General features: G+C 45.8%; 20 protein-coding genes. All 20 read right to left on the reverse strand.

Features of this window, described 5'->3' with window-relative positions:
* Positions 1 to 3: 3 nt before the first annotated feature.
* Positions 4 to 2,154, reverse strand: a complete 2,151-nt coding sequence (locus tag IEY34_RS10665; RefSeq protein ID WP_189011184.1) for a hypothetical protein — start codon at positions 2,152 to 2,154, stop codon at positions 4 to 6.
* Between the two features lie 31 nt (positions 2,155 to 2,185).
* A complete protein-coding gene (locus tag IEY34_RS10670; RefSeq protein WP_189011186.1) occupies positions 2,186 to 3,355 on the reverse strand; it encodes an ABC transporter permease in 1,170 nt (389 codons plus the stop codon).
* A complete protein-coding gene (locus tag IEY34_RS10675) occupies positions 3,352 to 4,053 on the reverse strand; it encodes an ABC transporter ATP-binding protein (protein ID WP_189011188.1) in 702 nt (233 codons plus the stop codon). Before IEY34_RS10675 ends, IEY34_RS10670 begins: the two co-directional genes overlap by 4 nt.
* 4 nt (positions 4,054 to 4,057) lie before the next feature.
* The gene (locus IEY34_RS10680; RefSeq protein ID WP_189011190.1) at positions 4,058 to 5,152 is read right to left on the reverse strand and encodes an efflux RND transporter periplasmic adaptor subunit; all 1,095 of its coding nucleotides are present in this window, start codon (positions 5,150 to 5,152) and stop codon (positions 4,058 to 4,060) included.
* Positions 5,153 to 5,392: 240 nt separating this feature from the next.
* Positions 5,393 to 6,298, reverse strand: coding sequence for a sensor histidine kinase (locus IEY34_RS10685; RefSeq protein WP_229757570.1), 906 nt, complete (start codon positions 6,296 to 6,298; stop codon positions 5,393 to 5,395).
* 23 nt (positions 6,299 to 6,321) lie between these two features.
* Positions 6,322 to 7,086 carry an ABC transporter permease gene (locus tag IEY34_RS10690; RefSeq protein WP_189011192.1) on the reverse strand — a complete coding sequence of 255 codons (765 nt, stop codon included), beginning with the start codon at positions 7,084 to 7,086 and terminating at the stop codon, positions 6,322 to 6,324.
* Positions 7,079 to 7,999, reverse strand: coding sequence for an ABC transporter ATP-binding protein (locus IEY34_RS10695; protein WP_189011194.1), 921 nt, complete (start codon positions 7,997 to 7,999; stop codon positions 7,079 to 7,081). The genes IEY34_RS10690 and IEY34_RS10695 overlap by 8 nt, the downstream gene beginning before the upstream one ends.
* A gap of 93 nt (positions 8,000 to 8,092) precedes the next feature.
* On the reverse strand, positions 8,093 to 8,782 hold the full coding sequence (locus IEY34_RS10700; RefSeq protein WP_189011336.1) for a response regulator transcription factor: 690 nt from the start codon (positions 8,780 to 8,782) through the stop codon (positions 8,093 to 8,095).
* A gap of 799 nt (positions 8,783 to 9,581) precedes the next feature.
* Positions 9,582 to 10,784: an alpha/beta fold hydrolase gene (locus IEY34_RS10705; RefSeq protein ID WP_189011196.1), complete on the reverse strand. Its 1,203-nt coding sequence runs from the start codon at positions 10,782 to 10,784 to the stop codon at positions 9,582 to 9,584.
* 415 nt (positions 10,785 to 11,199) lie between these two features.
* Positions 11,200 to 11,751, reverse strand: coding sequence for a 2'-5' RNA ligase family protein (locus IEY34_RS10710; protein WP_189011198.1), 552 nt, complete (start codon positions 11,749 to 11,751; stop codon positions 11,200 to 11,202).
* Between the two features lie 301 nt (positions 11,752 to 12,052).
* Positions 12,053 to 12,736, reverse strand: a complete 684-nt coding sequence (locus tag IEY34_RS10715; RefSeq protein ID WP_308422997.1) for an ABC transporter ATP-binding protein — start codon at positions 12,734 to 12,736, stop codon at positions 12,053 to 12,055.
* A 27-nt stretch (positions 12,737 to 12,763) separates the two neighbouring features.
* On the reverse strand, positions 12,764 to 14,266 hold the full coding sequence (locus IEY34_RS10720) for a sulfatase-like hydrolase/transferase (protein ID WP_189011200.1): 1,503 nt from the start codon (positions 14,264 to 14,266) through the stop codon (positions 12,764 to 12,766).
* 49 nt (positions 14,267 to 14,315) lie between these two features.
* Positions 14,316 to 15,179, reverse strand: a complete 864-nt coding sequence (locus IEY34_RS10725; protein ID WP_189011202.1) for a carbohydrate ABC transporter permease — start codon at positions 15,177 to 15,179, stop codon at positions 14,316 to 14,318.
* Positions 15,179 to 16,084, reverse strand: a complete 906-nt coding sequence (locus tag IEY34_RS10730) for an ABC transporter permease (protein ID WP_229757571.1) — start codon at positions 16,082 to 16,084, stop codon at positions 15,179 to 15,181. Before IEY34_RS10730 ends, IEY34_RS10725 begins: the two co-directional genes overlap by 1 nt.
* Before the next feature lie 81 nt (positions 16,085 to 16,165).
* Positions 16,166 to 17,692 carry an extracellular solute-binding protein gene (locus IEY34_RS10735; protein ID WP_189011213.1) on the reverse strand — a complete coding sequence of 509 codons (1,527 nt, stop codon included), beginning with the start codon at positions 17,690 to 17,692 and terminating at the stop codon, positions 16,166 to 16,168.
* Positions 17,693 to 17,824: 132 nt separating this feature from the next.
* Complete coding sequence (locus IEY34_RS10740; RefSeq protein ID WP_189011215.1) at positions 17,825 to 19,618, reverse strand: sensor histidine kinase; 1,794 nt, start codon at positions 19,616 to 19,618, stop codon at positions 17,825 to 17,827.
* Between the two features lies 1 nt (position 19,619).
* Positions 19,620 to 20,642, reverse strand: a complete 1,023-nt coding sequence (locus IEY34_RS10745; protein ID WP_189011217.1) for a response regulator transcription factor — start codon at positions 20,640 to 20,642, stop codon at positions 19,620 to 19,622.
* Between the two features lie 117 nt (positions 20,643 to 20,759).
* Positions 20,760 to 21,434, reverse strand: coding sequence for an IS6 family transposase (locus IEY34_RS10750; protein ID WP_189011219.1), 675 nt, complete (start codon positions 21,432 to 21,434; stop codon positions 20,760 to 20,762).
* 136 nt (positions 21,435 to 21,570) lie between these two features.
* A complete protein-coding gene (srtB, locus tag IEY34_RS10755; protein ID WP_189011221.1) occupies positions 21,571 to 22,353 on the reverse strand; it encodes a class B sortase in 783 nt (260 codons plus the stop codon).
* Between the two features lie 85 nt (positions 22,354 to 22,438).
* The gene (locus tag IEY34_RS10760; RefSeq protein ID WP_189011223.1) at positions 22,439 to 26,956 is read right to left on the reverse strand and encodes an NEAT domain-containing protein; all 4,518 of its coding nucleotides are present in this window, start codon (positions 26,954 to 26,956) and stop codon (positions 22,439 to 22,441) included.
* Positions 26,957 to 26,964 lie beyond the last annotated feature (8 nt).

A 26,964-nucleotide genomic window follows, 5' to 3' on the forward strand; every position in this document is an offset into this window, starting at 1 on the left:
GTTTTAGTCCGTAGTGATAAACCAATCCGCTTTCTGTGATGCAAGCAGTTTTCTCTGCCCTTGGAACTCGTCGTACACACTGAGTGTATATTTCTCTAGAAATTTCGTGTTATAAATGAGACCGGGATCCGGGATTGAAATTTTGAAATTCTCTCTCTTACCAAGACGAATCTTCGTATCTTCATCTGCTGTGGAATCACCGTTAAAAACGTCAAAGTCCTTGAAATCGAACTTTTTCTCAAAGCGTTTAACACCACCACCATCCTCAAAAACAAGCAATAAGTTATGGCCTTCGGTATTAATTTCGGTTAACTTCTCTTTCGTTAATTCGTAGTTGAACTTAAGCGTAAAGACACGATCCGCAATACTCGTCCCGATATGATCAATTGAAATGATATAAGGAAATAAGTCCACATTTTTAAGTAAGGTTAACACTTTTTTACTCTCACTAGGAAGCCAATAGGCAACCGGGTTCACATAAGCATTTGCGACGGCCTTGTCACCTTCCGAAAGTTTACCGTCGGTGACGGCTTCACCAATAAGTAAGTTCAAATTTTCGATAGAGAAACCTTTCGGCACAGGAGCCCATACATTAAGCAGCGCTTTTCCCGATGGGCTGATCTTATTCTTAACTTCCGCAACAGAAGCCGGGAATACCGTCCCGTCTGGTAAACGGAAATTCGCGACTAGTTTGGCAGCGTTTGTGAATCGTTTCTCTAGATTGGTTATTTCAACCATAGCTGAATACATAATACTCGTCTTGTCCTCGTAGGTCGAAACATTCCGAATCGCATATTTAGCTTTCCGTCCAACATCATTGGACGAATAGGACTCGCCAAGCCTAATAATAGGAATCGATTGAAGCTCCGCTTGTGTCGAGAACTCCAGCACATCCGTAGCTGCGGAGCTATTGTTCTCTGTACCAGCAGCAGGTGCTTCTTCCTCATTTTCTTGGAGTACCAGCTTCACATGTGAGAACTCATATGTATACGGCAATTTGCCCGCGAGCTGCAGGTTGACGCTTGCGCCTGTTCCAAGTCCAATCACTTTAGCTGTTTGGATGAGCTTAGTATCAATTTTGACCGCATCATCCAACAGGAAATAGCCAGATAATTTCGGAATCGGCAGCGATTCATCTCCTTTGTTACTTAGGACCAAATCGGCCGTCAATAAATCTTGATCCTCCCAAGGCAATCGATGAAGACCACCAAGCTGAGCGCTGTAAACACCCGACTTATTGGTGAAGGAATACTCTTTGCCAATTGATCCGCCATCCTGTGGCGTAACGGCCGGCAGTTGGAAATTAGCAACAGAAACATTAAGCTTCAGATCCGCGATGGTTTCCGCAACAGATAGCTGCCAAGCGTCTGCGGCTACCTCTACCGGAATGGAACCGGAGAGCTGAATTTCCTTGCTCTCTTTTGGATTAATCTTTAAATTTCTCAGCCCCTTAGCTTCAAGCGGATACAGAAGCCCCTCCTGGGTCCTTATCGAGAATAAGTACGCAGGGATAATGACTGTTTGACTACCTGCATTCTCTAGTTTCAGATAAACAGTAGGAACATGATATTTCTCATTCTTGTTTTTGACAAACTTTTTAACAGATGCTTGGACGCTGACTCCACCAACAGAAATGGTTGCAGTTCCATCCGAAGACGTGACATCTGTATAGTCATCCGGTACAGCTACTTCTCCTAGCACCCGTTCAAAATTAGCTTGGCTAAACTCCCATTTGATAAATTGGACAACAAGATCCTGTAGGTTCGTACTTGAGTTCACCGTCGCATAGAACGTTAACTCGGTAGTTGAACCGGGAGCTAACCGGTTCTTATCCTTATCAGCAGGCAGCAACCGCGCTGTGAATTGATTGCCTGATTTGCTTTTTAACTTAACCCAGTAATCAATAAATTGCAGCTCACTGCTGCCTCCATTGTGAATGGTAATCGTGAAAGTCGAGATTTTCCCGCTTTGATCGGGTAATACGTGAATTTGCTTTAATTCAAAATAACTGCTGCTTGTAATCAAGACCTTACCTATCGCCACCGTAGTTCCGACTGGACTTCCGTTTGCCCAAACGGGGGTTATGGCGCCGAACGCCATGGTGAGAGACAAGGCAATAATGGCCATATATTTGTAGCTGAACTTGATGTTCATGTTGTTGAATACCTCCTTCGTAGTTTAGCTGCTATTGCGACTTTAACGCGTCAATCGGTTTCATCTTGGCAGCTTTGTTCGCTGGGAACCAGCCGAAGAAAACGCCGATGCCCAGCGAGAATCCAAACGCCAGCAAGATGATCTTTATCGATGGAAATGCCTCGATGTTCATTATCTTGCTGGCGAGCATCGCGATGCCGATGCCGGTACCGATGCCGATTATGCCGCCAATGCCGCCGAGCACCATCGATTCAATCAAGAATTGAAAGACGATATCTCGCCTTCGGGCTCCGATCGCTTTGCGGATACCGATTTCGCGAGTCCGCTCACTAACCGTCACGAGCATAATGTTCATAACACCAATGCCCCCGACGAGCAGAGAGATGCCTGCGATGCCACCCAACGCTAGCGTCATCGTTCCCGTAATGCTGTCCACCGACTTCAGCATTTCCTTTTGGCTGACTACACTGAAGCTTTCAATTCCCTCTTTGCTGGGCTTGAACGTTTTCCGTAAATCAGTTTCGAGTTCCGTCTTCAATCCGTCGATCTCTCCCGGAGAATTCGCTTGAATATAAACCGTCGAGACCCTTTTTGACTTAAGCAAACGTTCAGCTGACGCAATCGGAATCATGATTTTGTCATCGTTCGAACCCGTACTGCCCTTTTCCTGCAACAACCCTACGATTTTGAATCGGCTGCCGTCGATAAGCACGCTTTTACCTACCGGATCCGCCGTGCCAAATAAATGGCGGGCCGTCTTGGAGCCAATGAGCGCGACTTTCTGCCTGTACCTGGTATCGATCGGAACAATAAAGCGTCCGGTCTCGATGCTGTAATTTTGCACCGCCGCATATTCTGGCGTAATGCCTGTAATCGGGACATCTTTGTTTTTCGTCCCATACTTCACTGTTGCTCTGCCTTCGAGAACAGGAGCAATGGCGAATACACCATTTTTCTTTCCGAGTTTGTCCACATCTTCAAGCGTTATTCCCAGATCCGATCCGAACACGTTGACCGTCAGCAATTTTGCCCCCATGCCCTTGATCTGTTTCGTTACCTCCCCCACCGCTCCCTGACCGATAGTTATGAGCGCGATAATTGAGCCCACGCCGATAATAATCCCGAGCATGGTGAGGAATGATCGCAGTTTGCTCGTGCTGATACTTTTCCAAGCCATCTTCAACCCTTGGGCTAGATTCATGTCGCACCTCCCCGGTCACTGACGATCTCCCCATCTTGAACACGGATGACCCGCTTCGCCTGATCCGCGATATACAGATCATGCGTAATCAAAATGACGGTATACCCCTGTTCGCTCACTTCTCGCATCAATTGCAGAATTTCTTTGCTGGTCGTCGAATCGAGTGCCCCGGTTGGTTCATCCGCAAGGAGGATCTGCGGATTACAGGCAAGCGCCCGAGCGACAGCGACCCGCTGCTGCTGCCCGCCCGACAATTCTGTCGGCCGATGATGCATGCGGCTCTCAAGCCCCACTTTGGCCAGCGCCTCCTGGACCATTACGCGCCTTTGTTTCTGTGCAATGCCCTTGTAAATCAAGGGCAGCTCCACATTTTCAAATGCTGAGAGTTTCGGCAATAAGTTGAAACCCTGAAAAATAAATCCAAGCTTCTCATTTCGGATTCTGGTAAGACCGTTGTCAGATAACTTTCCTACCTCTTGCCCATCAAGGAAATATGTCCCTTCATCGGGTGTATCCAGACAGCCGATCATGTTCATAAGCGTCGATTTACCAGAGCCGGACGGGCCAATAATGGCGACGAATTCCCCATGCTGAATCGTAAAGGTCACCTGACGAAGCGCATTTACGGTCTCGCCACCCATTTTGTACCATCTGGAAAGACCGTTAATTTGGATTAGAGGCGTTTGTTCTTGTTTCATCGGTCTACCCTCCCCTTGGAGTGACCGTTGGCAGTATGATTTGGTCCCCTTCCTGCAGTCCGCTCTTAATTTCTATCAAGCTTTCGGTATGGATGCCGACTTCGACGGGCTTTGGCTCGCCGCCTATACCCCTTGCAGGATCAGCTCCCGCTCCTTGTCTGCCCTCTACGCTGGCAGGCCCCGCGCTTGGCACGAGCACCATTTTCGCCCCCGCCCCAAACTCCTGAACGGCTTCGATCGGCACGATGAGAACGTCTTTCTTCTCTTCCGCCACAATGTTAGCCTGCGCCGTCATCCCCGCCAGGACGCTTTGGGCTTGGTCGAAACCAACCGTCACTTCGAACGTCGAGACGCCATTCTGAGCCTTGCCTTCCTTCGCGATCTTCGTCACTTTGCCTGTAAACGTCTGGCCAGGCAGCGCATCGACTGTAATTGCGGCGAATAGCCCTGTCTTCATCTTCGGTATCTCAAGCTCGTCAACTGTAATGACGACCTGCATGTTTTGGTAATCAACGATTTCAGCGATATTGGTGCCTGCCGCAACTTGATCGCCCTCAACCGCGTACAGCTTCACGATTTCGCCGTTGGTCTGCGCAATAAGCGGACTCGGCGCTTTTTGCTCCTTTTTCAAAGAACTGATTTTCCAACGCGCCGTCTCGATATTGAGATTCATTTTGCTTATACTTGACTTCAGCTCCTCGGCGTCCCCTTCCCTCAACTGTTCCTTCATCTTGCGTTGAAGATCTTCCAAATCTTGAAGGCGAAGTTGTAAATTAATTTCTTCCAATTTAATTTCTTCCGTCATGTCCTTGCTTTCGTAAGTGGCAAGTTCTTGGCCTTTCTTCACGATGTCGCCTTCCTTCACGAGGAACGTTTTTATTTTCCCCGCATCCGCCGACTTGGCTGTTACTTTTGACGCCGGAGCGACCGCGCCGGAACCAGCAACGTTGACTACGATGCTCCCTTTCGTCACTTTCGCGGTCACCCTATCCGTGCTAGGCTGCTTTTCTCCTCCGTTTAAGAAAAGGAAGGCGCTTGCTCCTGCAGAAATTAATACAATTGCGACGATACTAATGATGACGATTCGCTTTTTTTTCATGCCGTGTATTCCCCCTCTGTTGATAGCTTTATTATGGGATGCAATACATAAGCGATCATAAAGTGATTATTAAGAATACCTTAAGTTGTTATTTGAGAAGCACCCCCTAATGTTGTGTCCTTAACGCAAAAAAAGCCGATCAAGGTGTGTTCATACACCAACCGGCAACCAGTGACTGCATCTTTTCGTACTTCACTCTCCGCTTTTCCACTACTATGCGATACGGTTCAGCCCTTCGCTCTAACCGCGATCCAACCTCCACACGCATTTCATGACAAGTTGATTTTCGAGCAACTCTGCAGTCAGTTCTCCATTCATTTTGACCATTAGACTTCTTGCAATGAATAACCCCAGTCCTGTTCCTGTGTCTGATCGAGATCGGTCTTCGGTATAAAACCGATCGAACAAGATGTTCAGATCACTTGCCTTCAAATGTTTAGCTTCGTTACTTATGGACAATGCTACCGTCAAATCAAGACTCTCCATGCTGATCCAGATAGGTCCATCGGAATAATGAATCGCATTCGTCACCAGATTTTCGACAACACGCTTTATGGCAGATTCATTCCCAATCAAGTCTATTTTTTCATCGGGAAGTTGAATGATCGCTTCTCTATTTCTTTCGTTCATCCTGTCGTAGAATCCAAATAAGATATCAGGGACCAAGGCGGACATATCCACCATCTCCCTCTTTAACTCATAATCCATAGATTCGATAACGGATAACTCGAAAAAATCATTCAGCAACACCTGCAGCCTTTTCGCTCGGATTTTGGCAATCGACACATATTCTCGCTTCTCCTCTTCGGACAATTGATCTGATTCCAGAAGTTGAATATACCCGAGAATGGATGTTAATGGCGTCCGCAAATCATGCGAAATGTTGGAAATACTCTGTTTAAGTTCATACTCCGTCCGTCTTCTGAGAGCTTTCGCATCTGAAACAAAATCCATAAGGTTGTTAATTTCAGCGGCTAATTGTTCGAGGTTGCGATCCGAAAAAACAAGATCGATCTTTTTCCCAGTTAGTCCCTGATTGTAGGCGTGAAGCTGAGCATGAATTCGCTTCATTTCATTCTTTATCAGATATAAGTGGATGAGAGCAACTGCTGCTATGGCGATAGTAGCCAAAAAGAAAGATGTCAACCTGTTCTCACCTGCTTCCCAAGTTACTTAATTTCTTTGCGGCAATACACCCAAGCGCCAACAATACTGAAGCAAACAAATGTAATGACCGGGATAAATATCATCCACATTAGTAGGTAGTCATCAAGCGTAACCTTTCCCACATCATTCAGTAACTTGAACACCGTATAATCGTAAATCTTTTGAACGAAGGGAATATATTGCCCTACTAAACTAAAAAAGATTTCTATAACCAAAAAGAAAACCAGCGTGATAGCAATTGTTTTACCGCTTTCCGCCATAAGCGTAGCAAACAATAAAACGATCGAAGCATAGGCCGCAGCGTAGAGCACTGTTAATCCAAGTGTTCGGAATACATATATATATATTACTTCATTCGGCAGTTCCCCAAAACCGGATAGCACTGTCGCGACCGCAAAATTGATTACAGGAAATAGTAGAGCAAGAATAGTCCCCCCTAGAGCGTAAACGAATAGTTTTGCCCTAAAGATGCTTCCTCTTCTATTGCCACTTGAAGCCATACTTTTCATAACACCGATCGAGTACTCACTGGAAATAAAGGAGCCAGCTAATATGCACAGCCCAATGATTAAAAAAAATTTATTGCCCGAGAATGCACTCATCCATACCTCTACCCCTATTGCCTGAGGCTTCTCAGAAGCATTCATCTCGAAGCAATACTGAATAATTGAAATAGTTAAAGATAGAGCTGAGTAAACTAGAATGAGCATTCGGAAAGACCGGTCCATACGCAGCTTATACCATTCTGACTTGATGAGATTATTCATTCCGCTCACCTGCAATACGCTTAGTAAAGTACGCTTCCAAATCTTCACCCATAGGCATAAATTGTTCAATGATCAGTCCTGCTGCTGTCAGTGCCATAGAAACTTTTCCAGGATTGTCTAAGAACTGGTATAGTTTAATCGCCCCATCTGGCATCACTTCAAATTCAGAAGTTGCCAACTTCTCTTCGATAACGATAGCCGCCATGCCGACATCGTTTACCTTAATATGCAGATAGTGCTGACACACTTTATTCAACTCATTAGTAGACAACTGTTCTAGCAGCTTCCCTTGATGAATGAAGCCATAGTGAGTAGCAAGCAAATGAACCTCGCTTAATATATGACTTGAGATTACAATAGTGATCCCTTGTTCGCGATTGAGTTTTTTTAAGAGTTCTCTCATTTCAACAACCCCCATCGGCTCTAAGCCATTCGTCGGTTCGTCTAGAATGAGGAGCTCTGGATCTCCAAGCAGGGCGATAGCGAGTCCCAATCGCTGCTTCATCCCTAATGAGAAGTTTTTCGCTTTCTTGCTACCCGTATCCTGAAGTCCGACTAATGCCAATGTTTTATCGATGCAGGCTTTTCCTGGAATTCCTTTTAGAAGTCTGTGCGTCTCTAAATTTTCGCTTGCTGTCATATGCGGGAATAACGCCGGACTTTCAATGCTCGAACCGATTCGTTTTCTAGCCTCGCACAGCTGTTCTTCCCTCTTGCCAAACAATTCAATAGAACCGTCTGTCGGAAAAGCAAGTCCAGTGACGATTCGGAACAAAGTCGATTTACCGGCACCATTCTGTCCAAGAAAACCATAAATCGCACCTTTTTTGACGGACATATTCACGCGATTAAGCGCAAATTCTGTCTTGTAGATCTTAGTTAAATTCCTAGACTGTAACACATATTCACTCATGCTCTCACGGCCTCTCTGTTTGATAGCTTCATTATGGGAGGCAAGATAATAAGCGAACGTAAAGGGACTATTAAGAATACCTAAAGTTAGTAGTTATTTGAGCCGGTACCCCATCCCCCACAACGTTTCTATATAATCCATTTCGGGGTTTGCTTTGGAAAGCTTGTTTCTTAAATTGCTGATATGTACGTTGATTGTGTTATCACCGCCTACAAAAGTTTCCCCCCATACACTTTCGAACAAATTCGCTTTAGAGAACACTTTTTTCGGATAGGATATGAACAACTCAAGAATGGCAAATTCTATTGCTGTCAGTATCACTTCTATTTGGTTGATGGTTACTAACTTCGTATCCTTGTCCAAACTAATATTCTTGTACTTGACTAGATGGCTAGGAACAATGCTAGCCAACCGGCTGTACCTTCTTAAATGGGAGTCAATTCTAGCCGATACTTCTTCGATATCAAATGGCTTCGTTATATAATCATCTGCACCGATACGAAGGGTTGCAACTTTCGTCTGTTTCTCCTCTTTGGCTGAGATTACGATAACTGGAATCGAGCTTTGCTCGTTTATTTTCATAAGAAGTTCTTCCCCTGACAGCCCGGGAAGCATCAAATCAAGCAGCACCATGTCCCATTCCTGTCTTTCCAAATAAATCATTGCTTCCGTTCCGGAATATGCAGCTTGAGGAGAATAGCCACTTTTCTTTAATATTTTGCATAGCAGTTGATTGATGTCATTGTCATCTTCAACCACTAATATGCGAATGATTTTATCCATCATTTACATCTTCTTTCTGTGTGCTTTCTTCGCCCTAATTAAAGTATTCCAAGAAATACCACACACTTATTCTGGTTCTAGTGCAAGGATTAGAAAAGTTCGCAGTTTCACAACAAACTATACTTTGTCTATGCTACTAAAGTAAATACTCGTTTAAAATATGTTCTTCACCTTTATTTAAATTATTTGCTGAAAAATGAAGATGTTGTTTTTATGGTTGTGGTGCAAAGCTCTAATCCATGATAACGTAATTGATAATGAAGTCATGGGATGGTTTGCTGCATAGTATGTCGGGTAACTGAAAACTTTTTTAATCCTTGCACCAGAACCGATTTGAGTGATGTGCTCAGCATAAATAAAATAAACCAGAACCCCCTATTTTCCCTGGAGTCCCGGTCTTACAAGTACTAACTATCTTTCTGTAACCGCCCATCCCGAAACCTAACTATCCGCTTCGCCTGCTCCGCAACCTGCCGATCATGCGTAATCACAATAATCGTCCTACCCTGCTCGTTCAACCGCCTGAAAATATCCATAATCTCCATACCCGTCTTCAGACGGAAAGTGCTTCCTACGATCCAGTAAATCCACCGCTTCCAACGCCTGCAAAACAAGCGGCTCTCGCTGTTTTCTCGAAAATCCGCGATCTATGGCAATTCCACATTAGCGACAAATTCGCCTTGGGCGATACGTCTTTACGTGTTTTCTTCAAGGAGCGCAGATGCTACCCGTTAGCGGAATGACCAATAAAGTCCATTGCCATTTTAGCTTTAAGGAAAAGGCACTTAGTCCATAATGCTTATACTATACAGCTTTTTAGTTTTGTTAAGCAGAACTCATGAAACACATTTGGCTCTTCAAAGTTAGGCGAATGGGCTGAATGTTCAAACCAGATGATTTCCTTATAGGGGGCACTCAGCTTTCCCAAATATTCGACAGCAAGCTCAAATGGAACATTATAGTCCCGGCGACCACAGCAAAAGAAAACTGGAACTTTTATCTCACGAACTTCCCGAAAGAGATCCACAGAGTTCGCTTGTTCTTCCAGACTTTTCAGAGAAAATGCAGCGCCTTTGACAAAACTAATTAACCCAAACAGGCCAAGGTCGCGGGCGGTTATATTCTTGATGACCATACCGATTGTCGTTCCGTTCACTGTCTGACCGCCGAATTTTCCAAGCCATTTTCGTTGTATACCGCTAGCTTTCAGATTTGCATAAGGAGGTTCACCTATGCTTTCCAATTCTCGGACAGCCTTGTTATTGCCGATACGCCTTGCTTCGTCTATTGTGAATTTATAGGACAACAATTCTCCACGTGCCATATCCGCAACTTGTCCGATACCAACATACGCCCACAACAAATCAGGTCGTTTGGCCGCAAGATGCGCGCCGATGATGCTACCCCATGAATGGCCTACAAGAAAAAGTCGTTTTTGCTTGAATCGTTTTAATAAGCTTTCCACAAGCTCCTCTGCGTCTAAAACGAACCGTTCAATTACCATATCATCTTTTTTTATTTTGGATGAATATGACCTACCTGCTCCGCGCTGATCCCAGTTTACAACAATAAAGTCTTTTTCCAGCGTGTGCTGTGCTTTTCGGGAAAAAGCTATCTGCGCCGTACCGGGGCCCCCGTGTAAAAACAGTATAATTGGATTGGAAGTGCTTTCTGACCTTAAAGCAATCCATTGTTGAGTGCCACCAATTTCGATTGCTTCAATAGTATCAATATGGCAGGGAATATTCTCTGAAACCCTATTAAGCTTGTTATCCGTCTTGTGCATTCTTTGCTCCCTCCAGTTACTAAGTCTTTTGTTACCAATATCTAAGCCATCAATATGTATAGGACCAGCATCCGCATCTAACGCGTCACAGAGCATCTTTATCGTTATTGTTTTCCCAGCACGATTGAGCCCTAATAAACCGATAACCTCTCGTACTTCAATAATTTTCCCAACTTCATAATCATCCTCTCCCGTACGATACAAAGAGCGATTCAATTAATATATTAATTCTATTGTAGTATCTCAATTTATTTAACTGGCTTCGGAAGGATACTTTCTCCGTCTGAGGAATGAGATCTGTGTATTGGGTGCATGTGTACAAGTAACACGAAAAGACATATCTTCTCACGCTCTTTACTAAAAAATTCGTACTAATTGTGATACGGTTCTCTGTAAATCAGTGTAAACCCTAACTGAGGTACCGACTATTTAGACGCATTTGTTGCGTTATTCTGCCCGTTACTTTAATCATGAAATGAAATAAAGAGCTGCTTAGCTGCTTCAATGCAGCTCTTGCGCTATAGTTCACCGTTTGTTGAACGTAGAGTGGAGCGGTTACCTGTCTGCAAACTACTCCAAGACTAAATTATCGCATTTAAGTGAGCTTCTGTTATAATTCTGTCTTTGGATGTCACCTTAAAACCTTTGTGTGTATTGATGGTGCTTTAATGCACTTATTATTTTCATATATAGCTTTTATTACTGATATTTCAACGATTGCAGTTGTTAATGGTTCGATTCTTTTAGTGCAATATACAATCGCCTCTTTTAACTTCGCTTCGTTCAGTCTGTTAGCTATTGTGCAGTGAGGTATCCAATTATTCGGAAGATATTGAATTTCAGCACTCGCTTGATATATTTGAAAGTAATGATGATGATTATCGTGGAATTCTAAGAACTCTTTGGAAGGAACAGGAGCAAGGTATAATGCTCCTGAGTTTAAGAAAGTCCCTAATGAACTCAGCGTAATTGAAATCTGTTTTTTTGATTCATAGAAGCTGTCAAATTCAGCGATAAATCGTTCAATATTCAGGCCAGAATCATACCCCGCTATCGTAATATGTGGTCGTCTATCTTGTACTTCCTCAGAATATTTGGATACAGCTTTATCACTCAACTCTTTCCAAATCTGCTTTATATAGAGTTCCGTATTCGAGTCAAAATGAGCAACAACTCCGTACATTTTATCCCCCTCCGTAAAATACCAATAGGCTACTGCTTCGGATATTATTCGACTGTATCATTCAACAATCCTGCCCGTTACTTCAACAGGCTGCCGATCATTCTGGCAGCCTGTTGTTATTGTGCTATCGTGTCCCGTTAGCGAAGTAGTAAGTTGAACAGTTATAATACATTCATGCCATATATACCGATGACAAAAAAGAAATAAAAACTGAATAGTAAAAGAATAACACCAGTTTCCCCGACATAAAAAACAGAACCCCACATATATCCCATGGAGTCCCCGTCTTCACCATCTTATTCTAAACACTCTCTAACAACCGCCCATCCCGAAACCTCACAACCCGCTTCGCCTGCTGCGCTATCGCATGGTCATGCGTAATCAAAATTATCGTCCTACCCTGCTCATTCAACCTCTTAAATATATCCATAATCTCAATCCCCGTCTTCGAATCCAGTGCTCCAGTCGGTTCATCCGCCAAAATAATTGCAGGATCTCCTGCCAGCGTTCGTGCGATCGCCACTCGCTGCTGCTGCCCGCCAGACAACTCCGATGGCAGATGCTTCCTGCGATCCACCAAATCGACGGCTTCCAAAGCTTTCAAAGCAAGTGGCTCTCGTTCTTTCCGCGTCATCCCCCGATAAATTAAAGGCAACTCCACGTTCTCATATGAACTTAATCGGGGTAGTAAATTAAAGTTTTGAAACACGAATCCAATTTTCCGATTCCGTATCTCGGCCAGCTGCCAATCCTTCATCTGGTTAATCGCTTTGCCGTCAAGAACGTACGATCCCGTGTCAGACACATCCAAACACCCTATAATGTTCATCAGTGTCGACTTCCCCGAACCTGATGGCCCCATATTCGCGACAAATTCTCCTTGTTCAATTACTAATGACACATCATCCAACGCGCGGATCGTTTCCCCACCCATCACATATTGCTTACAGACATGATCAATCTGGGGCAGCTTATGATGTTCCATGTTTTTTCCTCCGATATTCCCTAAGATCTATGCGATATCTCGCATCCGCTTAAATATTTTTAAAGCGCCGTCTTTATGCTCAACCATCCAATCCGCCAGCTTAGCTCGAAGGAAGTTCAGCTTATCGGCATAGTCCAAATGATCGATCAGATTGTTCATTTCGTAGGGATCCGTACTTAAATCGTACAGCTCATCCAAATCGCCGCAATTGAACACATACTTCATCGTTTCATATCGAATCATTCGTTGGGTGTACATTACGCTCTCTAATCCCGAACATTCCGTAACGACGCAGTCCGGCCAAGACGCCAATGGCTCCTCGCGCAGCATCGGCGCAAACGAACGTCCATCCCGTTTCTCCGCTTGCTCTCTTGCTGCGCCTGCCAGCTCCAGAATCGTAGCATAAAGATCACACGAACCGACAAACCTGCTCTCTTCGCGATGACCTGAAACGCCTGCCGGCTTTACAAGTAAAGGGATGCGGCACGTTTCTTCATACATGAAGAACGCCTTATCGCTTAATCCCCCGTGGATGCCAAGCGACTCGCCATGGTCGGCGGAGAAAATAATCGTCGTATTTTCGTACAGATCATGCTCCTTCAAATAGCAGAGTAAGCGGCCGATTTGCTCATCAATGGAGCTCATAAAGCCGTAATAATGCTTCACATAAGGAGCAAAGGCGTCCCATTCTTTCGAATTTGCGCTCTTCGCTTTATGAATGGACGGTTTCTTATTCCCATCGTCATAGAAATTAGGCCAAGGCTCCAAGGTCATATCGCGATACCGGTCGAGATGCTTGGTTGGCGCCATATAAGGCTCATGCGGGCCCCAATAGTTGAGCGCAAAAAAGAAAGGCTTCGAACGTTTACGAAAGCGGTCGATATAATGAATCGCGCGTTCCGTCAAATAGTACTCTACGGTCGATTCGATCGGTGAGATGACCTCTGCCGCCATATGCGCCTCGAAATTCCCGGATAACGTATTCTTCGTCTCAAAGGTTAAACCATTTTCCTCCAAATAGTCTTTGAACTGTTTATAGCCATAGCCGCCAACACCATGACCTGGGAAATCATCGGCTTCATAACCAACATCAGAAGGGAGCGAGCGAATATCATACTGATATTCTGGGAATTGAATGGCATGCTCGGCGTGAGCGCGGTAATTCTTTGTTTCCTCAGACTCATTGCCTTGGCCAAGGTGCCATTTGCCGGTATAACCCACGCTATAATTTTGCTTTTGCAATTGCCTGCTGAGCAGATCCGGATGATCCGGCAGCTCCCTGATTAAACAATGCGAGCCATACGAATTGGACTGCATGCCGACGTTAAACGGGTAATATCCCGTTTGCAAAGAAGATCTTGCTGGCGTACAAATCGGGCAGCTTGTATAAGCGTTCGTAAATACAATACTATCTTCCGACAATTGATCCAGATTTGGCGTTTGGCACACCTTCCCGCCATAGGCTTTTAACGTATCCACCCGTTGCTGATCGGTCAAGATTAATAAAATATTCTGCTCTTGATTCTTCATTCCATCTTCCACTCCCAACAGTCATGATTCATGTTATGACAATACGCATTCAGCCTTTGACGGATCCTAACATCATTCCTTTGTTAAAATGCTTCTGCATAAAGGGGTATATGAGCAGCATCGGAGCCGCAGTGATGACAACAGCTGCCATTTTGACCGGTGGTCCGTACTCAAAGCCTTCGACGATCAGCATCATGGAGGAATCGGTGGATTCGATCAGTATTTGTCTTAAATACACTTGAAGCGGCCACATTTGCGTATCGTTCAAATACAACAGCGCCGAGAAATACGTATTCCAGTTTTGCACCAAATAAAATAAGGTAAACGTCGCCACAGCCGGCATAGAGAGCGGCAAGACGATTCTCCAGAACAAGCGAAGCTCGCCGCAGCCGTCTATGCGCGATGACTCCTCCAGCTCTGCCGGGAAGTTTTGGAAAAAGCTCCTCATGACAATCAAATGGAACGGTGCAATCGCTCCTGACAACCAGAGAGAGCTATAGCTGTTCAACAACCCGAACGCTTTGACAATCAGATAAGTCGGAATAATCCCACCGCTGAACAACATCGTAACAAGCACTAAAAAATTGATGACTTTGCGTCCGGGCAGCCATACCTTTGACAAGCCGTACGCCATCAAGCTGGTCAACGTAATATTAATCGTCGTGCCAATGAGAGTAATGATGAGAGAATTTTTGAAAGCCGTTGTAAAATTGCGTTCGCGAAGCAAAAACTGATAGGAATTAAGCGTCCATTCTTTCGGAAACAAGAAGAAACCTCTTGAAAGCACCTCATGCTTCGTAGCAAATGATACGACGACGACATAGATGAAAGGCACAATGACGAGCAGCGACACAAGCGTCAGCAACGCATACACAATCCAGACAAACAGCCGGTCTGTCCCTTTGGCAGCCATCAATATACCCCCTCTTCCCCAAATCGCTTCGCCAGCGTATTTGCCGCAATGACAAGCACAAGGCCAACGACCGACTTAAATAACCCGACAGCCGTCGTAAAGCTGAATTGTGCGGAGAGGATCCCTGTCCGGTAAACATACGTATCGAATATGTCCGACACGTCCATATTGAGCGGATTTTGCATCAGCAGGACATGCTCAAAGCCGATATCCAACACTTGGCCAAGACGCAGGATGAACATGATGAAGATAACAGATTTGAGTGCCGGAAGACTAATATGGAGCATCTGCTTCCATCGGCTCGCTCCGTCTACAACAGCGGCCTCAAATAAAGTTGGATCCACGGAGGCAAGGGCAGCCAGGAAAATAATCGCGCTCCAGCCCGTTTCTTTCCAAATGTTCTGAAGCAAGTATAACGTGCGGAAATAATCAGGATTCATCAGCAGATCAAAGCGTTCCCAGCCCCATGAAATCAGCAATTTATTTAGCGCCCCGTCCTGCGTAGAGAACATAATTACGGTCATACTGACAACCACAACCCAGGACAGAAAGTGCGGCAAATACGTGATCGTTTGTACCGATTTGCGATAAGCCTTTACCCTGACTTCGTTCAACAACAAGGCCAGAATGATCGGAGCAGGAAAAAAGAGGAACAGATTTAAGCAACTCATAGCCAGCGTGTTACGCATCAAAATCCAAAAGTCCTGCTCGCTAAAAAGTCTTCGAAAATGCTCTAGGCCAACCCAGTCACTGTGCAGAAAGCCGTCAAAAGGATCATAATTTTGAAACGCGATAGCGATACCGAACATCGGCAAGTAACGAAAAATAAGGAAAAAGAGCACGCCCGGTGCAATCATCGCATAAAGCGGTATGCCTCGGCGAAGCAATTTCTTCGTTGTTGTCATGTCGCTCCCCCTTTCCATAGAATAAGTCTGCGCATGATGAGGAAGGAAACCACGAAAACCGTGGTTTCCCCTGCCGACCGACTACTTCATTTTGGCATAAATGTCATTGATCTCTTTCGCAACGTCATCTCCGCCGCCGGACTTCCATTGCTCGACCGCTTTATCAATCGAATCGACAGGCTCTTGCCCCACGATGACTTTGATAATCGCGTTCGTAAATTTTTTATTCAGGTCAGTGCCGACCTTCGTCAGCGTATCCGATACCAGACCGGCTCCAGGATTATCATAGCGGTAGGGTTCTGTATTCTTGAACCAAGCAAGCACCTTGTCCCCATACGATTTATCGTCCCATAGACGAATTTGGATACCCGGATCAAAACGACGGAAAAACCATGTAGACAAAATTTGCGGACGATTCGTCGTGAAGGCTGGCAGCATCGTTACCTTATCGCCCTCTTTCTTGTAGTCCACACCTTCAATCCCGTTCTTGATCAGCGTATAACCCTCGTCAGATAACATGTAGTCAAGCAACTTCATAATGCGCTGCTGCTTTTTCGGATCCGTTTTGGCGTTGACGACAATCTTCGCCGTGCTGATTACCGTATTCGCAAATTGTAAGCCTGTTGGTCCTTTTGGAGGTGTCAGCTGTACAATCTCCGCCTTTGGATCCAGCTTCTGAAGGGTAGGAAGGGAAGTAGTATATACTTCATTCGGGTTCACTTCCGCTATGCCATTCGTATTCGCCTCCAGTTTGTTCCACGGATCGCGCTCTTTGTTCACGGGGAAGTCTTTGTCCAGCACACCCTCCGTATAGGCTTTACGCAGGAAAGTGGCAAAATCCTTCCACTCCTTCGCTTGCGTTTGCATCGGCACGAGCTTGCCATCCACCAGTTTCCAATTATTTGAAATACCAAAAGCGCCCTTCAAATAATCAATATTGTTGATTGTGCCATTTGCACTGATGTTCATGCTGAAGCCGATCGTATCTTTCTTCCCGTTTCCGTCCGGATCTTTCTCAGCGAATGCCTTGGCCACGTCGTAAAACTCATCTACCGTTGTTGGCATCTTCAAGTTCAATTTATCCAGCCAGTCTTTCCGAATAGACAGATTGCTGCGGAAGCTCGGTGCGTACAATGGCAATCCATAGATATAATCCTTCGGATTCATCATTTGCAAGTCACGCTGCGGGATCTCCTTCGTTAAGTTCGCATATTGGGGGAGCAATGGTTTTAAATCTAGAAAGACACCTTTCTCCTGCCATTTATTGTATGAGTTCGGATTCGTAGCATGGAAGACATCCGGAAATGTATTCGACGCTGCCATGACATTCAGTTTCTCTTCATAGTTGTCGCCAGGCACCCATTGAAACTTCAGGTTGATGTTCAGCTTTTCATTCAGCTTCTGAATCATCGGGTGATTCTCAGGCCAGCCGCCGCCAGCCGCCGTGCTGACGAGCATTGAGATATCCATTTTCTCCTTGCCATCATCTACATTTGCCTTCTGATTGGCTGTTGGCTGCGCAGTTTCCTTCTTATCGCCCGTGCCGCTGTTACTGCTGCAGCCTGCAAGTACGACTGCCGAGATTGAAAGCGTTAACACTTTCTTCATTGCATGTTCCCCCTCATATCTGCTAAGTAAGTTGCGTTGCTACAATCTCAGTATAAAGCAGATGAGAAAAAGACTCCTTCTCCGTTTTCACGATTTCTTATCTAATTTCACGAAGAATCTGTCGCATCCATCCTATTTTCGGAAGGGTAACCGTATAGAAACGACCGTTCCTTGTCCAGGAAACGAGTCCACTCGAATCCCATAATGTTGGCCATAGCGCAGGACGATCCGTGCATGTACGTTAGAGAGACCCAGCGAACCGTTGGCAGACGGAATGCCGTTGGGGTTCTCGGTCTCCTTTTGCAGCATCGCTTGGATGTCCTCCAGTTGCGCCACAGGAATCCCCTTCCCGTTATCCGCAATTTCCAGGATCAAATCCCCGCCTTCTTCGAAGGCGTTGACGATGATCGCCCCCTCACCGCCGTTGGGCTCTATCGCATATTTGACAGCGTTCTCTACGATGGGCTGCAAGGTAAGCTTCATGCACAGGCAACCGTGAAATTTTTCATTCACCGATATGGTACGAAGGAAGGACATTGGAAACCGCAGCTTGACGATCTCCAAATATTTTGCCATGATTTCGAGTTCTTCATGCAGCGTGACTTCCTCATTCTCAAACCTCGCCGTATACCGATAAACGTCGGCCAAGTTGCGCGAGATCGTCTCAATGCGCGGCACATTTTCCAGAAAAGCCATGCTTTTAATGATCCCCAGCGTATTGTAGAGCAAATGAGGATTGATTTGATTTTGCAGCGCACGAATTAATGCTTCCTTCTGGCGAAGCTCCAGCTTCATCTCTTTCATTTGAAGATCAGTAACCGTTGTCATGAGCTGATCCAGCCTCGACACCATCTGATTAAAGCCCAGATTCAGCGTTTGTATTTCATCTTGCTGTTTGGTTAGATGCGCCCGGACAGTCAGATCGCCGGTTGACACCTTCGCCATCAAATTCCTTAAGGTCAGGACAGGCTTGACGAAGCGACTGGTCATGAGCGGAATAATGGTCACAATGATGATCGCCACAGCAAGAAATGCCATGATGATCGACCGCTCGACCACTCTTGCCCCGACTTCCAGTTCGGACTGAGGAACGATGGAAACGACGTTCCAATTCATCCGATTCGTTTTATTGACCGAGATCAGCCAGTTTTGATTATTCCACTTCTGAATAAAGGTTCCCGTCCCTTTCTTCAGCTCGAGATTGGCTAGCGGCGTATTCGCTCTCGGAAGGCCCAGCCACTCATCATTCGGATGATAGATGATCGTATCGTCCTCTGAAATAACAAAAAAATACCCCGTTTCTCCAATCCGAATGTCGCCGAAGGAAGCACTGATGCTTTTCGGCAGCACATCAATCACGAGACGGCCAATAATATCCAGCGTAGCTGTATCGTAAACGGGCAGGACAAGTGAAAAAACTGCATATTTAGGCTGTTGGGGATAATTGGTCAGATGGGTTGGAATGATTTGAATATCCTGGTCAAAAGGAAGCGAGATCCACGGCTCCTGCCAATAGTAGGCTGACTTGGAATAATAAAAACTATTCATCGAAACCATTTCAATATTCGTGGACATCAGGAACATCCCGACGACCTCCGGGTGATTCATCGATGTGAATTTACGCATTTCCTTCTCAATGGCATCCGTTTGTTCCGGCAATGATTGCTGGCCGCGAAGAAACTCTTGAAACTGCGCGTTCGCAACCATTGGTGCGGATGTCTGTATGATTTGCTCGATATAATCGTTCATCCGAAAGCTGAAACGTGACGCCGCATCATTAGAAACGTTGACAAAATCACGGGCGATGACCTTATGAAACATCTGGTTAGAAATCAGCAGGACAACGAGTAAAGACAATAGATTGATCAATAAAAAACCAAGCGTCATCCGTGTTTTGATGGAGTGAAACCTCGTTTTTAGCTGCACGTTACAACCCCATTCCTTTGCGAAAATCGTTCGGTGTCATGTCCGTGAGTGATTTGAACACGCGATTGAAATAGGGCAGCGAAATAAAGCCTACCATCTCGGCTGCCTCATAGACCTTGATATCATCCTCCATCAGGAGCGCTTTCGCTTTCTGGATGCGGACACCGTTCAGATAGTTGACGAACGATTGCCCCGTGTGCTGCTTGAACAAATAGCCGAAGTAGGACGGGCTCAAATTCGCAAGCTGAGCCATCTTGACCAGCGTGAGTTGCTGCATGTATTGCCTCTCGATATATTCCGTCGCTTTGCGGATAACCGAACGGATTTCAGCGCTGGTCGATTGCTTGGATTGCAGCGTCAAGGTCTCCAGCAAGCTTTGAAAGTACCGCACAATCTCGTCATGATTGTCCCAAGCAGGCCTGATCGGCAGCTCGACGCTTTCGCTTTCCTTATTTCCCTTGATGAGCTCCGTTAATTTCCCCGCAAAAATCTCCAATACCGTTCTGCGTGTTCCCGGACGAGCAGATTGAAGTATACGGATCTCGCTCAGAATACCGGTCAGCTTCGAAAGCCGTTTCTTCGCCTCCCATTCGTGCAATTGCTCGAGAAAGCTCACGATTTGCTTCAAGCAACCTTGCATCTCCTTAAACATGGACATCCGGTTCAAGGATCGATGGAGCGCTTCTTTGAGCTCATCCTTACTGAGCGGCTTAAGTAAATATTCCGAAACACCGTACCGGACTGCCTGCTGGGCATATGAAAAATCATCGTATCCGCTGACAATGATGGAGACGATAGGAAGCCCAGCCTCTTCAATATCACGAATAAGCTCTAAACCGCCCCGCCTAGGCATGCGGATATCTGTAACGAGAATCGAAGGCCACAGCTCGTGAATCATATTCCATGCATCCTCGCCATCCACGGCTTCACCTGCGATCTCAAAGCCTTCACCGATTTGCTCGATCATCTCAACCAGTTCACTACGCAACCATAACTCATCTTCAGCAACGACGATTTGTACCATTGTCGGGTTCCTCACTTTACTTGATGTCGACTTGCTCGTTTTTGTCCAATTCTCCCACATTGTGCTTAAGTGCACAAGAAAAAGAAATGAAACACACGTGATTACCTCGTACGGATTTTAAAATAAAATCGTTTGTGGTGCAAGAATTAAAAAGGACAGTAAATACCCAACATGCATGGCCTCGATTCCCTTCAACGTCTGTTCTGCAGTGTGAAACGATCTGAAACCAAGCATCGGTTTTGTGATTTTCTTTATGAATCGATGATCTTGTTCAACAATGTTGTTTAGATACTTAGTTTGTCTAACCAATGTTTCTTTTGGTAGGACTTTTTCATTTATTAATTCTTGTATGGCTGGTGGATATGCCGGGTTTTTGTCCAAAGTAATCACACGTGGAAATTGATTATGTGGTGAGGTCAATGCTTTTGTAAAGAAACGCTTAACTGCCGGCATATCTCGATTTTCAGATAGCATAAAATCAATTGTATTCCCCATAGAATCAACTGCTCTATATAAATACTTCCATTGGCCTTTGACTTTAATGTACGTTTCGTCCGTTCTGTACGAATCATTTGTGGGTTTTAAATAGGGGCGGATTCGTTTGTCTATTTCGGGCCCAAATTCATGGACCCATCTCATGATCGTCGTATGGGAAATCTCTAATCCCCGCTCGCTCATTATTTCTACGATATCTCGATAGCTTAAACTATATTTTAAATACCATCTCACGGTTAGTAAAATAATTGCTGATTCATACTGCTTCCATTTAAATAAATTCAATTTGGTTTCCATAGTAACTTGCTCCATCCCATGACTTCATTCAGATACGTTATCATGAATTAGAGGTTTGCATCATAACCGCATTTTATAGTAGAGAAGGGCTTATAATTCACCCTTCTCCCATTATCATTATTAATGTGGAAATCATTCAGTCCAATCGCTTCAAACGGGCATGGATGACAAAGCGGCCGTTCACTGGATCCAGAAGATAGTCACAAGTTGACAATGTCAGGATACGATCTTTGGAAGTCAATGTCATGTCGCTGGCGAATAGAGATTTCCCCTGAATTTTCTTCAAAAAACGACGGAATGCCTCTTCATCGGCAAAATCCGTCTCGATATAATTAAAATCCGTCGTCGTATCATAAGCCGAAAACACTTCGGCCGCATAGGAAGCCGTCAATGTGTCAAAGCGAAATTGACGATGCGTCAGATAATAGGACTCATCCACAAAATGCTTTAAATCGCCAAACATCGTGCCATCTTTCATCCGATGTCCATAGAGAATAAGATGCCGCTGCTCCGAATCCGGTTCATTGCGGTAATCCATAAAAATGCTGCCGGCGCGGGAAGATTCTCCCTTCGCATTGCGGTTTAGATACGTCTTGTTATCGTTCCCCTGCATAACGGGATAATCGATATGGCTGCCTTTCAACTTAATCCAGCCTGTGAAATCGGGATTCAGCTTCAACAATGCTTCGAATCCTACACGAACTTGCTGAACGGTCTCATGATCTTTGCCGTAGACACTTTCCGTTGCAGACTGGGCACGACCCGCTTCCTGAGATTGAGCCTCCTTATATACATCGCGTATTTCCGCTAAAACTTCTCGGTTTTCGTAGTATCCCCAACCGATCGCGGTCAATCGTAAAACAGCATACAGACAAACGGCTGCGGCTGCCGCTATCCAAGCTATGCGCAGCACATGCATTCAACAACGACTTCCTTTGCTGTCCGGTTTCATCGGAAAACGAGGATACCTTTTCAGCATCCCCGTTTCTGATCAAGAAACCTTATTATTCATGATATAAAGCTAGAATTAACGAGACGGCTTCTGCACGTGTGGCACTTTCATTCGGTGCGAACACATTGTTGCCCCTCCCGCTGAGTATGCCCTGCTCATGTGCTGCCGCCACTTCGGCTTGCGCCCATGCTGGAATGCTCTCCACATCTGTGAAGTTCGGCTTCGCGTTCGCATCTACTTTCAACTTGAGCGCCCGTGTTACGATCACAGCCAGTTCCGCACGGCTAATATTCCGGTCCGCCCGGAAGGTACCGTCTTCATAACCGTTCATTATACCGGCATTAATAATAGAAGCAAGCTGCGGTTTCACCCACGTCGGTATATCGGATGCATCCGTGAAGCTTAACGGCTCTTTACCCGCTTCCAGCTTCAATACTCTGCTTAGCAGCACTGCAAACTCAGCGCGTGTAATCCGCTTGTCAGGGCGGAAGGTTTGGTCTTCATACCCGCTTACCAATCCCAACTTAATGGCGCGCTCAATAAGCGCTTTGGCCCAATGTTTCTCCACATCGCTGAATACGTTAGTAACAACGACCGGCGGCTTGACCACGACTACGTCCTTCGGCTGCTCTTTATATGGCTTAATACTGGAACTGTACCAGACGAATTCCACATTGTAATAGCCTGAATATTGGCCTTGGGTCGTGATTTGCGCCATGATTTTGGTGTCGGTATCCGTAATCGGGAACTGTAGCGTCTTTTCATTGTCTTTCGCGTTCGTCGATACGATCTCAGCTTCCGTCAACGATCCTTTATTATCGATCTTCAGCGACTTCACTTCCTGGTTGGCTACCGTCACTTGCAGATAGCTCTTGCCGTCTTTGACGACGAACTTCGCGGGATGTTTCATATAAACATCCACTTCCGCCTTGTTGGCAGAACCACGAACGTTGAATGCATAATCCAGCACATATTCACCAGAGGTATACCGATCGGCCAAGAGTTTCTCCCCGCCTATAACTCCTCCGGCACCACCGCCTGCCATAGCTTTTAAAGTCGATCTGTCAAAAGCCAGATGCACATCATAATTATGCACATAATTCATTGCCGGCCAATTCACATCGACCCATCCATGGAGTTTCTCATCTAAATTGGCGACCTTGAATCTATACGTTCTGGTGTTGTTCTTCTCATCCGTTGAAGATACTTCCGGTGCAGACAAGCCGCCGCCGTTGTCGATTTGGAAATCAGGAATTTCTTTACTGTTTTTAAGCGTGAACTCAAAATACATTGAGCTGCTGCTCACCGTGAGTTTTCCCGGTGTAACGACGTAATCATGCATAACAGAAGTGGACGAAGCATTGTATTTTAAAAACTTATACGAAATGCTATATGTTCCGTCCGAAATCCCGTGCACATTCACCGGTGTGACCGGCCCAGGTCCTCCCGTTCCGGGATTTACTTTCGTCGGTTCCAGCTCTGCAAAAGCGATTTCGAACACCCGATCCATCTGATCAGCACCAACCAGTGTCAGCAAATAATTAGCCGTGCGATCCACATCGAAGCTGAATGAAGAGGAGCGGCCGGATACGCTCAGAATCGCAACCTCGTTCTTCTGTTTAGCCGCAGCCGCAACTTGTGAAAGCACATCTTCCAGGCTGCCGTCAGCTTTTTTCTTTTGAATCTTTTTCAAGATTACTCCGTCTTTTAAATTAAATGTCGCTACCTGCTTGCCACCGCTCACCTTTAATTTGGTCTCGGATGACACATAGTTGCTGATAGGCGCACCGGTGCCGTCTTTAATCGCAGTCGGCAGTGTAATCAAATAGTCTGCTTCTTCAAGAATGATAGAAGCTCGAAATACTTGAATCCCTTTTTGCAAGGATGAGACAGCTGCATCCACCGCCTGCTGGGAAGCAGTCGCACTTAAGGCTGAAGCTTTGGCTGCCTCGATGGCTGCCTGCAAAGCTGCTTTGGCCAGTACGGGATATTTACCTGCCTCCGTTCCTTCTACAGCCGCATCAAACTTGCTTTGTGCCGAAGCAATAAGCGCGTTCAAGGCAGTTTTGTCCGTTGGGGACAGTTTCAAACGGATTTTATGGTCCATTTCGTAAGGCTGACCGTTAAAGCTCGTCGAAACGTGCACTTGTGCGTTTAACAGCGTTGTCAGGTCGGCCGTCTCGAATTGAACTACACGCGTATTCGCTGCCGTATCCGTGCTGATCACTTTGGTTTCTGTCAAAACGCCGTTCTGCTCGACTTTAAAGCTCGGGACGACCGTACTGTCTTTCAGAGTCAGGGTGACTTTAACCTTCCCGCTCCCCACGCTGTACCTGCCCGGCTTTGCGAAATATTTATCCATCGAAGAGAATTCATCTTTCGTCGCATGAAGGACACTGAAGTTCAGCTCATGCTGATCTTCGGGAATAACCGGCTGATCGAATCCCAGCTCCACTTCATATTCGTGATCATAGACATTAATAGGGGGCGGGAGTATCCAATAAATTTTGACCCAGCCGTTCAAGCGTGCGCCAAGATCGCTGACTGGAAAACGAATTACGCGCGTATTGGCAGTCTTATCTTCGCTAATTTTGTCAGTTTCCACCAATGCGCCTTTTCTCTCCGTCTTGAATGAGAGAATTTCTGCATTCTGCTTTAAGGTAAATGAGACGTATTGGTTACCGCCTTCCACAATCAGTTTCCCGCTGCTCGCCACGGCGTAGTCGTACATGACCGACGGTTCGCTGGTTCCCTTTTTGTAAATATGGAATCCGATTGGATAGACACCGTCAGCAGGCGGTCCACCGCCGGGACCCGGAACAGCTATGACGGACGTGGCTTTAAAATCATCCAGCGCCTGTGCCAATGCTGCGCTGGCTGCGGCGATTTGCGTCCGGGGCGCCGCCAAATTGGCCGTCGTTGCTTTGGCTGCGGCCAGCTTCGCTTGCAGTGCGGACTTGGCAGCCGCATAAGTTTGCTCGGCATTAGCCAGCGCTACCGCTGCATCGACATACTTTTGTGCGTCCCCAATCACTTTGTTCAAACCATCGAGTTGATTGCCATTGTAGCTGATATAAACTTCTTTCGTTACACCATTCAGCTTATAACGAAGATAAGAGCGGCCTTCCCATTTCGCATTGTCAACGGCTGCTCCGCGAACGAGCACTTGATATACGTTCTTTTGCGCATTGGAGCTTTTGGCAAGCAGCAGCGCCCGGTTGGCTTCATTTGCATAATCCAATCCATCTTTAATGAAGCCCGCGCCATTATTCTGGCTCCATCCCTCAGGCGTAGACTGAACCACCTCGGAAGGCGCTGCTCCATTGAACGTGAGATTAGCTCTTACATATTCGCTGTTATTATCTCTTGGTTGAATGAGATCAGCTGTACCGGCAATCTCCGGAGCTTTCTGCGACGGTGCCGATGTCGGATTCAGCGAATCGAGGACGATCAGCTTAACGGGTTCGGAGGCAACGTACTCATTGCTTTTATAACCTTTAAGCTGATTGATCGCCTTGGTCACATTAGCTGCTGTCGCGTAAACGTTCAACAGCACAGTTTGCGCTTTTCCCAAATAAAGCTGTGTACTCTCCTTGGAACCTTTGGTATATTCGCCTGGTGTGACGGGAGGATAGTTATAACCCTCTTTACACTCCGCGTACCCTGCTTCATGCATACTCGCCTGATCTTTCAAAGTCGTATGAACGAGCGAGCGGAGATCGGTTTTATCGACTTTTGAAACAACCTCATACTGAAATGTGTTCAATGCCGCCGTAAGTGAAGTAAAGACGGCTTTCACCAGCTCAGGCGCCGTGCTCCCCATAGCGACAAAGTTATCCGCGAGTACAATGTTCGTATACAACGGCTGCTTGGAGCCTGCCGGATAATTTCCATAATCGGTTCCTTCGTACGTGCTTGCATAGACGGACTTGGAAACAGTAATCAAATCTTGCAGTTGGGGTAAGGTAATGGGCTGCTCTGCATAGACGCAATTCCCAGGGTAGTTATTGCCCGGCAAACCGCTTGTATCGAGTTCCAACTGAACGTTGTACCAGTTATCGTATACAAATCCGGGGGGATACTCAGGATCATCTTTGATAACGACATGCATAAGCACATCCGGCTTCTTGACAATATCCTCCATTGGGATTGTCGTAATCCAGTTGCCCGAACCGTCGGCAGAAGCCCGGACCGGGTAATTCTGATAACCGTCCAAACCTATAATTTGCTGTGTGTCGGGATTAATCACCGCCTTGGCGGATCCTGCTTTGCGAAAACCGAGGTATTTGAAATAGCTGTAATATTTTTGTGTAATTTGATGCTCGAACTTCAAGCTCCCATCCTTCACAATAAGCTTGCCCGAGCCTGGTACGGACAAATAAATATTGGCAGCGGACGAATCGGTCGTCCCGTCTTTTAAATATCTGTATGTAACTGCGTAATTGTTGTCCGGGATCACACCTGCCGCCTTTGCCGTCCCGGTATCGATAGACAAGGCAGACAGAAGCGAGGACAGGAACAAGGCCAGCGAAACCCATATGGCCATGATTTGTTTCAAATGGCTCTTCAACTTTATGT

This window comes from Paenibacillus marchantiophytorum, assembly GCF_014640555.1.
GTDB lineage: Bacteria > Bacillota > Bacilli > Paenibacillales > NBRC-103111 > Paenibacillus_E > Paenibacillus_E marchantiophytorum.